This window comes from Sphingobium cyanobacteriorum (genome assembly GCF_030580935.1).
Classification (GTDB): Bacteria; Pseudomonadota; Alphaproteobacteria; order Sphingomonadales; family Sphingomonadaceae; genus Sphingobium; species Sphingobium cyanobacteriorum.
In genome coordinates, this window is the sequence record NZ_JAUQOM010000007.1 from 59,262 (window position 1) to 72,741 (window position 13,480).

The following is a 13,480-nucleotide window of genomic DNA, read 5'->3' on the forward strand; positions in this document are numbered from 1 at the left end:
GCCGCCGCCCGCAAGCCGTCCTGTGAAACCAGATACAGGATCAACCTCGCAAACGCTGCGAACGCCACCTTGAACGCCCCCTCCCGCAACATCCCTGCCCCTATTGCGATGCCGCCTCCCGCGCGCGCATCGCCTCAAGCATGCGCCGGGCGCGCGCCCCGCCCTGGTCGATCCCCAGGGAAACGGGCTTTTCCTGCCAGAAATCCTTGCCGCGCACATTGGCATAGGCGGCCTCGATCATCGGCTTGTCCTCAAGGTCGAAGGCTTCCCCGAACAGGGCCATCAGCATGGCGTCCACTTCCGGGTTGTCGAGATCGTTCATCCGCGTCGATGACCAGAAATAATGCGTGCTATGCTCATCGGCAGGGGTCAGGATGTGTGCTTGCGGCACTTCAAAGCCCGCTTCGCGCCCGGCCCCGTGCGGGGTCACACCGACATGAAGCCGCATCGCCGCCGGCGCGTTCCAGCGCATTTCAAGCCAGTGATCGACGCGCGCTTCGGGCGGGAACACCCCCTGCGCCACATGCGGGGTCGGAATGTCGGGCATCCACCAGTTCGAATGCAATGTGTCGCCATCGACGCGCAGGCTATGTTCTCCCGCAAAGATCACGCCGCGCCCGGCGAACGTCCCCCTGTGGACGAATTCGATGTGCGACAGATCCAGCAGGTTGTCCGTGCCATATTCGTAATTCGCCTTCATCAGCGTGTAACCATGCACAGTGCGGCTGTAGGGCGTATCGGGTATGAAGGAGAAATCGGGGATCAATTCGACATTGGCGCTCTCGCGATCGCCGCCCCACAGCCACAGGATGCCGTCCCGCTCTTCCACCGCGAAGGCGGGAATATCCGATCCGGCCGGGATGCGCGCGGCGAAGGGGTTATGGACGCACCGCCCTTCGGGCGAGAAGGCAAGGCCATGATATCCGCACACGACATTATCGCCGTCACGATCGCCGATCGACAGCGGCGCAAAGCGATGCGGACAGCGATCGAGCAGCGCGGCCAAGGAACCGTCCTGCTTGCGAAACAGGAACACCGGCTTGTCGAGAATTTTGCGGGAAAGGCCGGCATCGCCGATTTCATCAGCCCATGCCGCCATGTACCAGGCGTTGCGCAACCAACTCATCACCGCTCTCCATTTTGATGTGTACCACTGGTACATATTAAAATGGGGGCGCGGCGTCAATCCCGTAACGCGACCTCCACGCCCGGCAGCAGCAACGCCAGCGAACGCCGGACCCGCTCTTCAATCGCCTGATCGTCTGCGGCCTCCGGCCACAGCCCAAGCACGGCGCGCTCATGCAATCCCGCACGGATCACGTGCACCATCTGGTCGGCAATGTCGGTAAGGTCGGTTTCCGGCCCTTCCCGGTGGGTCGCATAGGTCCGCAAAAAATCCGCGATGGCGTCGACCAGAACCCTGTGCCCGTGATCGTAAAAGGCCTTCGCCGTTCCCTGCTCCCGGACACCCATGGAAATGACCGCACGATAGAGCGCGAGCGACGCCGGCATCATGTAGAATCGCAACACGCCGCCAAGCAGAAGGTGCAGCCCCTCAGCGAGCGGCAGCTTCACCGCATCGCCATCGCCCAGCCGCAGGGACGCCATGGCCGCGCGCGCTTCCTCACCGATCGCGGCCGAAATCAATCCGTCACGCCCACCGAAATATTTGACCAGCGTGGCTTTCGATCCCCCCGACAGGCGCAACACCTCGTTGACGCTGAAACGCTCCACGCCGACGGCGCCGATCAGCACGCGCGCATGGCTCACCATCGCGGCGCACCGCGCCGCCGCCGCTTGCTGCTTGGCTGTCTGATCGCGAAATGATGGTGCCACCTATGGTCTCCGGGCTGCCTGCGCTACGCCTCCCGTGCCAATGGGGAACCGCAACGTAAAGCATCGCGTGATGGGACAGCGATTTTTCGGCAGCGATGTGAAGCGATGACCGCCTCGGCCCGGATGGCTCATCGCTTGATTTTCGCTTGCGGCTTCGACTGGGCGGGAACGGGTATCACCGGGATCACCATCGGGCTTGCAGGAGCCTTGACCGCCCGCGCCGCCTGGAAATCACGGCTGGCGCTCCAGCACCGGGATATCGGGTCCTGGAATCGCGCCGATGGCGACATTGGCGAACATCACCAGCCCCGCCACGATCATCAGCGCGCCGCGCTTGCGGTCGCCCTTCTGGACGATCGCATAGATGCCGCCCCCGGTGAGCAGCACCCCTGCGAGCATTAAAATGGATAAAATCGTACCAGCCATGGGAGCAGGCCATAGGCGGCAAGCTGGACTGTGGCAATTGCCGCCCTCTCCCCCTATGAGGCGCGCATGAACGAATCACCCTGCCGGTGAAGGGACGCTGCCCGTGAAAATCGCCATCGCTTCCGATCATGCCGCCGTCGATCTGAAGGCGGACCTTGCGCAATGGCTGCGCGATGAAGGCCATGATGTCGACGATCTCGGCCCGGCGACCGCCGATCGGGTGGATTATCCCGATTATGGTTACAAGCTCGCGACAGCGGTGGCTTCGGGCGCGGCGGAACGTGGCATCGCGCTATGCGGTTCCGGCATCGGCATTTCGATCGCGGTCAACCGCAACCCCGCCTGCCGCGCCGCGCTGGTCGGTGAACCGCTGTCGGCCGCCTTGTCGCGCGAACATAATGACGCCAATGTCCTGGCCATGGGGGCGCGCCTGACCGGCATCGACATGGCCAAGGCCTGCGTCACCGCTTTCCTCACGACCGAATTCGGCGGTGGCCGCCATAGCGGCCGCGTCGACAAACTCTCCCAGCCCGCGCTCTGAAAGGAATCCAGATGAGCACCGACACCCTCGCCCCCGCCATCCGCCAGGACGGCTTCTTCAGCGAAACCCTCGCCAGCGCGGACCCGGAAATCTTCGGCGCGATTGGCCAGGAACTCAAGCGCCAGCAGGACAAGATCGAACTGATCGCGTCCGAAAATATCGTGTCGAAGGCCGTGCTGGAAGCGGCGGGCTCCATCTTCACCAACAAATATGCCGAAGGCTATCCGGGCAAGCGCTATTATGGCGGCTGCGAATATGCCGACGTGGTGGAAACGCTGGCGATCGAGCGCGCCAAGCAACTGTTCGGCGCCAACTTCGCCAATGTCCAGCCCAATAGCGGCAGCCAGATGAACCAGGCCGTGTTCCTCGCCCTGCTCCAGCCGGGCGACACCTTCATGGGCCTCGATCTGTCGTCGGGCGGCCACCTGACCCACGGGTCGCCGGTCAACATGAGCGGCAAATGGTTCAACCCCGTCCCCTACGGCGTGCGCGCCGACGACCATCTGATCGACATGGACGAGGTCGCCCGCATCGCCCGCGAATGCAAGCCAAAGCTGATCATCTGCGGCGGCACCGCTTATTCGCGCGTGTGGGATTTCAAGCGTTTCCGCGAGATTGCCGACGAAGTGGGCGCCTACCTGCTCGCCGACATGTCGCATTTCTCCGGCCTGGTCGCCGGTGGCGCGCACCCCTCGCCGGTGCCGCACGCCCACGTCACCACCACCACGACCCACAAGTCGCTGCGTGGCCCCCGTTCGGGCATCATCCTCAGCAATGACGAGGCGATCGCCAAGAAGCTGAACAGCGCGATCTTCCCCGGCCTTCAGGGCGGCCCGCTGATGCACATCATCGCGGCCAAGGCGGTGGCGTTCAAGGAAGCGCTGACGCCGGAGTTCAAGGCGTATGCGCACCAGATCGTCGCCAACGCCCGCGCGCTCAGCGCCACACTGGCCGACGCGGGCCTGTCGATCGTGTCGGGCGGCACCGACAACCATCTGCTGCTGGTCGACCTGCGGCCCAAGAACACCACCGGCAAGGCGGCGGAAAAGGCGCTCGACCGCGCCTACATCACCTGCAACAAGAATAACGTGCCGTTCGACACGGCCAGCCCGTTCGTGACCTCCGGTGTCCGCCTCGGCACCCCCGCCGGCACGACCCGCGGCTTCGGCGAAGCGGAATTCCGGGAGATCGGCCAGTTGATTGCCGAGGTTGTCGAAGGCCTCAAGCGCAACGGCGACGAAGGCGACGGCCAGGTCGAGGCCCATGTGCGCGAGAAGGTGCTGGCGCTGACGGGCCGCTTCCCGATCTATTGAGCAACATGAAAGCCCCTCCCCTTCAGCGGAGGGGTTGGGGTGGGGCCTACCGGCTTAGGCAGCGTTAGCACAGGCCCACCCCCTGGCCCCCTCCCGCAAGCGAGAGGGGGAATTTTTGGGAGAATGTGAATGCGCTGCCCCTTCTGTTCCCATGAAGACAGCCAGGTGAAGGACAGCCGGCCGACGGAAGATGGCAACGCCATCCGCCGTCGCCGCCAGTGCGAAGCCTGCGGCGCGCGCTTCACCACGTTCGAACGCATCCAGCTTCGCGACATCTGGGTGGTCAAGAGCGAAGGCCGCAAGGAAGCGTTCGAGCGCGACAAGCTGGCCCGCTCGATCGGCATCGCCTGCCGCAAGCGCCCGATCGACCCCAGCCGGATCGAAAAGCTGATCTCCGGCATCCAGCGCCAGCTTGAAACCAGCGGCGACGGCGAAGTCCCCGCCCGCGCGATCGGCGAAATGGTGATGGAAGGCTTGAAACGGCTCGACAGCGTCGCCTATATCCGCTTCGCCAGCGTCTATAAGGACTTCACCGACGCCAGGGATTTCGAGGAATTCGCCGGCACGGTGAAGGCGGTCGGGCGTGAATAAACCTTCCCCCGTCATCGTCCTGGTCCGCCCGCAACTGGGCGAGAATATCGGGAAGGCCGCCCGCGCGATGCTGAATTTCGGGCTGACCGAAATGCGGCTGGTGTCCCCGCGCGACGGCTGGCCCAATCCCGATGCCGGGCCGACCGCCGCGGGTGCGGACTTCATCCTGGACAAGGCGCAGGTGTTCGAAACGCTGGCCGACGCGGTGGCCGACTGCGCCCATGTCTATGCCACCACGGTCCGCAAGCGGGGCGTCACCAAGCCGGTCGTCACGCCGGAGGAAGCCGCGCGCGAAGTCCACGCCGCGCAGGGCCGCTGCGCCTATATATTCGGGCCGGAGCGATCCGGGCTGGAGACGGAGGATGTCGCCCTCGCCCGCAAGATATTGACCGTGCCGATCAACCCGGAATTCGGGTCACTCAACCTGGCGCAGGCGGTCATCCTGTGCGCCTATGAATGGTCGAAGCAGGCCGACCTGGCGCAACCGACCGTCACCGACCTGCTCGAACCCGCGCCGCAGGCAGAGTTGGAAGGCATGATCGAACAGCTCAACACGCTGCTGGAGAAGGTCGGCTATTTCTTCCCCCCCGACCGTGCGCCCGCGACCAGGCTGACGCTGCGCAACCTGCTGACCAAGCCGGGCTGGAACCATCTGGAGGTCCGCACGCTGCGCGGCGTCCTGTCCCACCTCAACCGGCCGCGCGAACGCTAACTCCGCGTCCGGTCATACTCCGCCAGTTCATAGGCGATGGACGCTTCGACCAGTTGCTCCCACAGGTCGGCGATGATGTCGGCGGGCGCGCCGGTCCGTTCCGCCTCGTTCCGCGCCTGATCGATCACCTGGCGCTTGCGCGCTTCGTCGCGCACGGCGCTGCGATCGGGCTTGATCCGGGCGGCGGCCCGCATATGGGCGAAGCGCTGGCCAAGCAGGGCGACAAGCTGGCGGTCGAGGGCGTCGACGCCGCCGCGCACCTCATCCATGGTGGTATAGCTGTCCGGGTTCATGGCGATGCAATTAGGCGGCCGCCCCGCCGCTGTCGAGGGTTGACATGCAGGCCCGTTCTGGTCATAGGCGCGCCTTCGCAATTGGCTCCGCATCCCGGTGAAGCGGCGGCCCTGCCCCTGAGCGCTACGGCGCAATACGGACGTAGGCGATACCGGGACCGACGTTAAACGCAATTGATCAAGGAATTATCATGACGAAGCGCACCAGCGCCAAGTACAAGCTCGACCGTCGCATGGGCGAGAATATCTGGGGCCGTCCCAAGTCGCCTGTCAACAAGCGCGAATATGGTCCCGGTCAGCACGGCCAGCGCCGCAAGGGCAAGATGTCCGACTATGGCATCCAGCTTCGCGCCAAGCAGAAGCTCAAGGGCTATTATGGCGACATCACCGAAAAGCAGTTCAAGAAGAACTATTTCGAAGCCAGCCGCATGAAGGGCGACACCGGCCAGAACCTGATCGGCCTGCTGGAGCGCCGCCTGGACGCCGTCGTCTATCGCGCCAAGTTTGCGCCGACCATCTTCTCGGCGCGTCAGATCGTGTCGCACGGCCACATCTATGTGAACGGCGTGAAGTGCAACATCGCGTCGCGTCTGGTGAAGCCGGGCGACGAAATCACCCTGGGCAAGAAGGCGCAGGAAATGGCGCTGGTCCTGGAAGCGCAGAACCTGCCTGAGCGCGATATCCCCGATTATGTGTCGCCGGACGGCGCCGCCAAGGTCACTTATGTTCGCGTGCCCACGCTGGACGAAGTGCCCTATCCGGTGAAGATGGAGCCCAATCTGGTCGTCGAATTCTATTCGCGCTGATCCGTTCCGCACCCAAAGTTACAGAAAAGGGCGGCCCTGCGAAGGAGCCGCCCTTTTCTCTTGCGCACCATTCTTGCGCGACATTCCCGACGCTGGCATCACCTGTGCAATCGTACAATAAAGGTCATGTCCATGCGTAGCTCCATCGCGGCGATCGCCGTCCTTCTCGCCCTTTCCGCCTGTGCCAGCGACGGTGCCGACACCTTGCCCGCCACGCCTTCCGCCACCGCGCCGATGGCCACTGAACCGTCGGTCGACACGATGAAGCGGCTGGTGCAGCTATTGTCCTCCGACGCCTATGAAGGGCGTGCGCCCGGCACGGCGGGCGAGGAAAAGACGCTGGCGCTGCTGGCGGACGAGTTCGGCAAGCTGGGCCTGCAACCAGGCAACAAGGGGAGCTGGTTCCAGGACGTGCCGCTGGTGGAGATAAACGCGAAAAATGTCTCGCCGCTGACCTTCACCGGCGGAAAAGCGCCCGTGACCGCCGCCTATGGGCCGGAAATGGTGATCGGCACCTATCGCACCAGCCAGCCCAGGATCGCGATCAAGGACAGCCCGGTGATATTCGTCGGCTATGGCATCAACGCCCCTGAAAAGGGGTGGAACGACTATGCCGGGCTGGACGTGAAGGGCAAGACGGTCATCATCCTGGTCAACGACCCCGATTATGAGACGCAGGGGCTGGCCGGCCCGTTCAACGGCCGGGCGATGACCTATTATGGCCGCTGGACCTACAAATATGAGGAAGCCGCGCGCCAGGGCGCGGCCGCCGCGATCATTGTGCATGACACGGTGCCGGCCGCCTATGGCTGGAACGTCGTGCAATCGAGCTGGACCGGGGCGCAGCATGTCGCCGACAGCGCGGACGGCAATGCCGGGCAGAGCCAGGCGATCGGCTGGATCCAGAAGGACAAGGCCACAGCATTGTTCGCCAGTGCGGGCCTGAACCTCGACGCGCAGATGGCGGCGGCGAAGAAGCCGGGCTTCAAGGCCGTGCCGCTGAACGGGGTGAAGGCGTCGCTGTCGTTCGACAATGACCTGCGCAAACATATGTCGAAAAATGTCGTCGCCCTGCTGCCGGGCAAGACGCGGCCGGACGAATATGTGCTCTACAGCGCGCATTGGGATCATCTGGGCCATTGCCAGGCGGCACCCGATGGCGACGACATCTGCAACGGCGCGGTGGACAATGCCACCGGCACCGCCGCGCTGGTCGCGCTGGCGCAGGCCAATGTGAAGGCCGGCCCGACCGATCGCAGCCAGGTTTTCCTGGCCGTGACGGGCGAGGAATCCGGGCTGCTGGGATCGGCCTATTATGGCAATAATCCGGTATTCCCGTTCAGCAGGACGGTGGGCGGCGTCAACATGGACGCGCTCAGCGTCGCGGGGCTGGCGAAGAATGTCGTGGTGATCGGCAAGGGCAAGTCACAGCTCGACGCCTATCTCGACCGGGCGCTGACCGCGCAGGGCCGCGTCGCATCCGACGAGCCGACCCCGGAAAAGGGCTTCTATTATCGATCCGACCATTTCAGCTTCGCCAAGCATGGCCTGCCGATGCTCTATTTCGAAGGGGGCGAGGATCTGGTCCAGGGCGGCACAGCGGCGGGGCTGGCCGCAGCGGAGGACTATACCAAGAACCGCTATCATGGCCCCAAGGACGAATATGATCCCAATTGGGACTGGACCGGGGTGCTCGCCGACCTGAAACTTTATTATATGGTGGGCCGCGACCTGGCGACCACGACGGACTGGCCAAACTGGGTAGCCGGCGACGAATTTCGCGCCATCCGCGACAAGGACCGGGCCGGGCAATAAGGACGCCGCCGGGCCTATTCCCCCGCCGGCCTATTCCCCCGCCGGGGCATAGGTCCAGTTCTGCGCCTGGCTGCCGTCCATCCGGGCCGTTTCGGCCATCAGCAGGCGGCCTTCGCGCCAATAGCGGATGCGCTGGGGATAATCATGGTCCGGGTTGGCGAAGATGATGTCGCGCACCCCCTGCGACACCAGCGGAAAAATGGTCGCCGGGCCGCCTTCGGGCGCGCCGTGGAAGGCCAGCGATCCATCGGCGGCACGCACGATCCGCATCACCTCCCAGGAACGCAGGCTCTCCCCCCGCCCCGTCCGGCCCATGCCGATCATCGTGCCGCCCCGCGGCAGGGTCCAGACTTCCTCGGTCCAGCGGTCGTCGCGCTGCTGCAACCATTCCCCGGTCAGCCAGTCGGGCAGTTCCGCCGCGCCGCCCGTCGCCGACAGGGCCAGCAGCAGGGTCGCCGCGACAAACGAAACTCTTCTCTTCATGGCCTTCGCCCTCTGTCCAGACCCGATGCGGCGCGCTATGGAGCGCGCATAAATCCCGCTATCACGGATCGGCCCCCGGCCGAGCAAGGACAAAAGTGATGACTTTCCGTATGCCCGCCGAATGGGCGTCGCACGACTGGACCTGGATCGGCTTTCCGGCCAATCCCGCCGAATGGCCCGGCGCGTTCGATGCGGCCCGCGCGCAGATCGCCGCCTTTGCCTCCGCGCTCCATGCAGGCGGCAAGGGCGAGGACGTGCGGCTGGTTGTGAACAACGAAGTTGACGCCTCCGCGGCACGCGCACTGGTCGCATCAGGTGTAACTTTCGTTGTTCAGCATCTGGGCGACATATGGCTGCGCGACACCGCGCCGATCGCGGTGCTGAACGGCGCGGACGGCAGGGAGCACGGCCGCGCGCTGGTCGATTTCGGCTTCAACGGCTGGGGCGGCAAGTACCGGATGCCCGGTGACGAGGATATCGGCGCGCGGCTGGCCGCGACCACCGGCCTGCCCGTATCGACCCAGAATTGGGTGTTCGAGGGCGGGGCGATCGACACCGACGGCACCGGCCTGTTCGTCACGACCGAACAATGCCTGCTGAACCCCAATCGCAACCCGGACCTGGATCGCGGCAAGATCGAGACATTGCTGGCGGGCAGCCTGGGCCTGTCCGACATGCTGTGGCTGGGCGACGGGTTGCTGAACGATCATACCGACGGCCATGTCGACAATCTGGCGCGCTTCGTGGCGCCCGGCACGCTCGCGCTGCCGATCGCGACCACCGATGACGATCCCAACGCCGGAATCTATGCCGACGCCCGCGCCCGCGCCAGGGCCTTTGGCGTTGATGTGGTCGACATGCCCTCGCCCGGCCGGGTGCTGGTGGACGGGGAAGCGATTCCGGCGAGCTACATGAATTTCTATGTCGGCAACGCCGCCGTCATCGTGCCCATCTATGGCCAGCCCAACGATCAGCCCGCGCTCGACGCCCTGCGCCCCTTCTTCCCCGGCCGGGAGATTGTAGGATTGCGCGGCGATGCCATATTGTCAGGCGGCGGCAGCTTCCATTGTTGCAGCCAGCAGATGCCATCGGCCTGACGGGTTCGGGGACAGACAGACATGACCAAAGTAACCGTTGCCGCGCTCCAGCTCGGCTTTTCCGACGACATGGGCGCGAATATCGCCAAGGTCGCGGACCATGTGCGCAAGGCCGCGATGCGGGGCGCGAAGATCATCCTGCCGCCAGAACTGTTCGAAGGCCCCTATTTCTGCCGGGTGGAGGATGAAGCCCTGTTCGCCCGCGCGCAGCCGGTGGACGAGCATCCCGCCGTGCAGGAAATGCGCAAGCTGGCGAAGGAACTGGGCGTCTATATCCCGACCAGCTTCTTCGAGCGCGACGGCCACCATTATTACAACTCGCTCGCCATGATAGACGATGCGGGCGAGATCATGGGCGTCTATCGCAAGAGCCATATCCCCGATGGTCCCGGCTATGAGGAGAAATATTATTTCCGCCCCGGCAATAGCGGGTTCAAGGTGTGGGATACCAAATATGGCACCATCGGCGTCGGCATCTGCTGGGACCAATGGTATCCCGAAACCGCGCGCTGCATGGCGCTGATGGGGGCGGAAATGCTGTTCTACCCGACCGCGATCGGTTCCGAACCCTATGACGCGGAATTGGACACCAGCCGCATGTGGCGGCGCGCGATGATCGGCCATGCGGTCAGCAATTGCATGCCGGTGATCGCCGCCAACCGGATCGGCGACGAGGACGGGCAGTTGTTCTACGGCCACAGCTTCATCAGCGATGAATGGGGCGATTTCGTCGCGGAAGCCGATGCCAGGGACCATGGCGCGCTGGTCGCTACGCTGGACCTGGCCAAGGCGAAGATTCATCGCGCCGGCATGGGCTTCTTCCGCGACCGCCGGCCCGACCTTTATGGCCGGATCGCCCAGGATGTCTGAGCCGGACATGACCCCATCGCCGGACGACAAGGACGACGATCTCAGCCGGCCGCAGAAGCGCCTGCTCAAGCGGCTCTACAATGCCCGCACCATCCCGGTGATCGCGGACGACCGGCCGTTCCTGACGTACAGGGATGCGTCGCGCTATCTGCTGTCGCTCGCCATCGATGCGCGCGAAGCCGCCTATGCGCAAATGAAGGCGCAGGTCCGGGACAAGGTGCGCTAGGCTGGCGCACGGCCCCTATCTCTATGCATTGGCGCTGGGATCGAACCGGCCGCTCTCCGCCCGCCGCACGCCCAAAAGGCTGCTGGCGGAGGCGGTGGCCCTGATCGGCGCATCGGCGCGGGTGCTGGCGGTATCGCCGACCATCATGACGCCGCCGCTCGGCCCGTCCGCGCGCCTTTACGCCAATGGCGCGCTGCTGGTGGAAAGCCCCCTGTCGCCGCCTGCCCTGCTGGCCCTGCTCCAGACGATCGAGGCGCGGCTCGGCCGCCGTCGCCATCGTCGCTGGGGCGCGCGCAGCATCGACATCGACATCATCCTCTGGTCGGGCGGCATCTGGCGCAGCCATATGCTCACCATCCCCCACGCCGCCTGCCGGAGCCGCGCCTTCGTCCTGACCCCGCTGATGATGGTGGCGCGGGACTGGCGCGACCCGCTGACCGGGCTGGCCGTGCGCCATCTCCACGCCCGCCTGCAAAAAGGCAAACGCCAAGGTTGACCATCCGCCCCGTCGCCATTAGGGCGACCTCCACCGCACGGACGGGTCCATAGCTCAGTCGGTAGAGCAACTGACTTTTAATCAGTAGGTCGCTGGTTCGAACCCAGCTGGACTCACCATCCCTTCACGCCATGCCCGTTGCACTTGCAGCGACAGCCGCACCCGGCGATTGGGACTGCTGACCCTTGGCTGGATCAGAAGGCGTCTGCGGCCAACGCCATGATGGAGGCTTCGCCCGCCGCTATGCCCGTGGCCAAGCCATGGGCCTGCGGCAGCACGCGCAGAGCGAAATAGTCGGCCACGGCGCGCTTGGCCTGATGCAACGGGCTGTCGTCCTGCGCCGCCTGCGCCATCCGGGTCCACATCCAGCCCAGTGACACCAACGCGAACAGCCGCAGATAATCGACCGCCGCAGCCCCTGTCGCCGTTACACCCGCGCCGCGCAACGCAGCGGTCGCATCCCGCAGCAATGCCAGGGCATCGCGCGTGCGCGCCGCCACCAGGATCGTCCCGGCGGCATCCAGATCGGCCATGATCAGATCGAAATAGCCTTCGACCACCAGGCCGTCCGCCAGCGCCAGTTTGCGCCCGACCAGATCCATCGCCTGCACCCCGTTGGTGCCTTCGTAAATCTGGGCGATGCGGGCATCGCGGACATATTGCTCCATGCCCCATTCGCGAATATAGCCATGGCCACCAAACACCTGCTGCGCCTGCACCGCGCTTTCAAATCCCATGTCGGTGAAGGCCGCCTTCACCACCGGGGTCAGCAGCGCCACCAGCGCATCGGCCCTGGCCCGCTCGGCCGCGTCAGGATGATGATGCGCCCGGTCGAGTTGCAATGCGGTCCATCCCCCCAGCGCGCGCCCGGCCTCCACAAAAGCGCGGATATTGAGCAGCATCCGCCGCACATCGGCATGCTCGATGATCGCCACCGGCCCGCGCGCGCCATCGGCGCTGCGGCCCTGCAACCGTTCCCTGGCATAGCCTGCGGCCTGCTGATAGGCGGCCCCGGCGACGCCCAATCCCTGGACACCGACCATCAGCCGCTCCGCATTCATCATCGTGAACATCGCGGCCAGCCCCTTGTGCGGCTCACCGACCAGCCAGCCGGTCGCGTCATCATAATTCATGACGCAGGTAGGCTGGGCGTGGATGCCCATCTTCTTTTCCAGCGCACCCACGGACATGCTGTTGCGCACCGTGAAGTCGCCCTGCGCATCGGGCAGATATTTGGGCACCAGGAACAGGCTGATCCCCTTTACCCCCTCCGGGGCGTCGGGCAGGCGGGCGAGCACGAGATGGATGACATTGCCGCCAAAATCATGATCGCCCGATGATATGAATATCTTCTGCCCGGTCACGGCATAGCGGCCATCGGCCTGCGGCGCCGCCCTGGTCTTGAGCAGGGCAAGATCGGTGCCCGCACCGCTTTCAGTCAACGCCATGGCGCCGGTCCATGCGCCGCTCACCATCGGCGGCAGCCAGGTGGCTTTCAACGCATCGCTGGCATGGGCCGCGATCGCTTCGCACGCGCCGCGCGTCAGGCCGGGGAACAGGCCGAAGGACAGGTTCGTCGCGGACAGCATTTCATCCAGCCAGAGCTGGAGGATGAAGGGCAGCCCCTGCCCGCCATGGGCCGGATCGGCAGACATGGACGCCCAGCCAGCCGCCACGAAATCTCGCCAGGCATCGGGGAAACCGGCCGGCGTCACGACGCCGCCATCGACCAGGCGACAGCCCTGCTCATCGCCATGCCGGTTGAGCGGATGGAGCCGCTGGGCGCACATGCGCCCTGCTTCCTCCAGCACCGCGACGGCAAGATCGCCATCCACCTCCTGGCCCGTTTCCGCCATCGCCCGGTCAAAGCCGAGCACATGCGTCAGCAGGAAGCGATAATCGTCGATCGGCGGAACATAGTCGAACATCGGGCCTCTCCTGTCTGTGCCGCGCATTTATACCAAACATCTGTTAC

At 64.9% G+C, this 13,480-nt stretch carries 15 protein-coding genes, 1 tRNA gene and 1 pseudogene; 11 read left to right on the plus strand and 6 right to left on the minus strand.

What is annotated here, in order from left to right; translation table 11 throughout:
• Positions 1–100 precede the first annotated feature (100 nt).
• The 3 genes from Q4610_RS13960 to Q4610_RS13970 form a co-directional block, all read right to left on the minus strand.
• Positions 101–1,126 carry an aromatic ring-hydroxylating oxygenase subunit alpha gene (locus tag Q4610_RS13960; protein WP_304536571.1) on the minus strand — a complete coding sequence of 342 codons (1,026 nt, stop codon included), beginning with the start codon at positions 1,124–1,126 and terminating at the stop codon, positions 101–103.
• 56 nt (positions 1,127–1,182) lie between these two features.
• Positions 1,183–1,836: a TetR/AcrR family transcriptional regulator C-terminal domain-containing protein gene (locus Q4610_RS13965; protein ID WP_304536572.1), complete on the minus strand. Its 654-nt coding sequence runs from the start codon at positions 1,834–1,836 to the stop codon at positions 1,183–1,185.
• 231 nt (positions 1,837–2,067) lie between these two features.
• Positions 2,068–2,262: a hypothetical protein gene (locus Q4610_RS13970; protein WP_304536573.1), complete on the minus strand. Its 195-nt coding sequence runs from the start codon at positions 2,260–2,262 to the stop codon at positions 2,068–2,070.
• Positions 2,263–2,365: 103 nt separating this feature from the next.
• On the opposite strand from Q4610_RS13970, the gene rpiB reads away from it, so the two are divergent.
• The 4 genes and pseudogenes from rpiB to Q4610_RS13990 all read left to right on the plus strand — a co-directional run.
• Positions 2,366–2,803 (plus strand): ribose 5-phosphate isomerase B, encoded by a 438-nt coding sequence (gene rpiB / locus Q4610_RS13975; RefSeq protein ID WP_304536574.1) that lies wholly within the window; start codon positions 2,366–2,368, stop codon positions 2,801–2,803.
• A gap of 11 nt (positions 2,804–2,814) precedes the next feature.
• Complete coding sequence (glyA, locus tag Q4610_RS13980; RefSeq protein ID WP_304536575.1) at positions 2,815–4,116, plus strand: serine hydroxymethyltransferase; 1,302 nt, start codon at positions 2,815–2,817, stop codon at positions 4,114–4,116.
• 129 nt (positions 4,117–4,245) lie between these two features.
• Positions 4,246–4,707: a transcriptional regulator NrdR gene (gene nrdR / locus Q4610_RS13985; protein ID WP_304536576.1), complete on the plus strand. Its 462-nt coding sequence runs from the start codon at positions 4,246–4,248 to the stop codon at positions 4,705–4,707.
• 1 nt (position 4,708) lies between these two features.
• A pseudogene (locus Q4610_RS13990) lies at positions 4,709–5,419 on the plus strand (RNA methyltransferase); the annotation flags it as partial.
• Here Q4610_RS13990 and Q4610_RS13995 read toward each other — a convergent pair.
• Positions 5,416–5,712 carry a chorismate mutase gene (locus Q4610_RS13995; protein WP_304536578.1) on the minus strand — a complete coding sequence of 99 codons (297 nt, stop codon included), beginning with the start codon at positions 5,710–5,712 and terminating at the stop codon, positions 5,416–5,418. The pseudogene Q4610_RS13990 and the gene Q4610_RS13995 overlap by 4 nt on opposite strands.
• 191 nt (positions 5,713–5,903) lie before the next feature.
• On the opposite strand from Q4610_RS13995, the gene rpsD reads away from it, so the two are divergent.
• Together rpsD and Q4610_RS14005 are read left to right on the plus strand one after the other, a co-directional pair.
• Entirely contained in the window at positions 5,904–6,518 is a 615-nt protein-coding gene (gene rpsD / locus Q4610_RS14000) for a 30S ribosomal protein S4 (RefSeq protein WP_304536579.1), read from the plus strand.
• A 132-nt stretch (positions 6,519–6,650) separates the two neighbouring features.
• Entirely contained in the window at positions 6,651–8,333 is a 1,683-nt protein-coding gene (locus Q4610_RS14005) for a M28 family peptidase (protein ID WP_304536580.1), read from the plus strand.
• Between the two features lie 30 nt (positions 8,334–8,363).
• Here Q4610_RS14005 and Q4610_RS14010 read toward each other — a convergent pair whose 3' ends face one another.
• Complete coding sequence (locus Q4610_RS14010) at positions 8,364–8,816, minus strand: DUF6265 family protein (protein WP_304536581.1); 453 nt, start codon at positions 8,814–8,816, stop codon at positions 8,364–8,366.
• A gap of 98 nt (positions 8,817–8,914) precedes the next feature.
• Between Q4610_RS14010 and Q4610_RS14015 the strand changes: the two genes are divergently transcribed.
• From Q4610_RS14015 to Q4610_RS14035, 5 genes are all read left to right on the plus strand, one after another.
• Positions 8,915–9,913 carry an agmatine deiminase family protein gene (locus tag Q4610_RS14015; RefSeq protein WP_304536582.1) on the plus strand — a complete coding sequence of 333 codons (999 nt, stop codon included), beginning with the start codon at positions 8,915–8,917 and terminating at the stop codon, positions 9,911–9,913.
• Positions 9,914–9,934: 21 nt separating this feature from the next.
• Positions 9,935–10,783, plus strand: coding sequence for an N-carbamoylputrescine amidase (gene aguB, locus Q4610_RS14020; protein WP_304536583.1), 849 nt, complete (start codon positions 9,935–9,937; stop codon positions 10,781–10,783).
• A gap of 7 nt (positions 10,784–10,790) precedes the next feature.
• Complete coding sequence (locus Q4610_RS14025; protein WP_304536584.1) at positions 10,791–11,009, plus strand: hypothetical protein; 219 nt, start codon at positions 10,791–10,793, stop codon at positions 11,007–11,009.
• Positions 11,010–11,037: 28 nt separating this feature from the next.
• Positions 11,038–11,505 (plus strand): 2-amino-4-hydroxy-6-hydroxymethyldihydropteridine diphosphokinase, encoded by a 468-nt coding sequence (gene folK, locus Q4610_RS14030; RefSeq protein ID WP_304536585.1) that lies wholly within the window; start codon positions 11,038–11,040, stop codon positions 11,503–11,505.
• Positions 11,506–11,548: 43 nt separating this feature from the next.
• Positions 11,549–11,624, plus strand: a tRNA-Lys gene (locus tag Q4610_RS14035).
• 75 nt (positions 11,625–11,699) lie between these two features.
• On the opposite strand, the gene Q4610_RS14040 is transcribed toward Q4610_RS14035, so the two are convergent.
• Entirely contained in the window at positions 11,700–13,433 is a 1,734-nt protein-coding gene (locus tag Q4610_RS14040; protein ID WP_304536586.1) for an acyl-CoA dehydrogenase family protein, read from the minus strand.
• Positions 13,434–13,480: the final 47 nt, after the last annotated feature.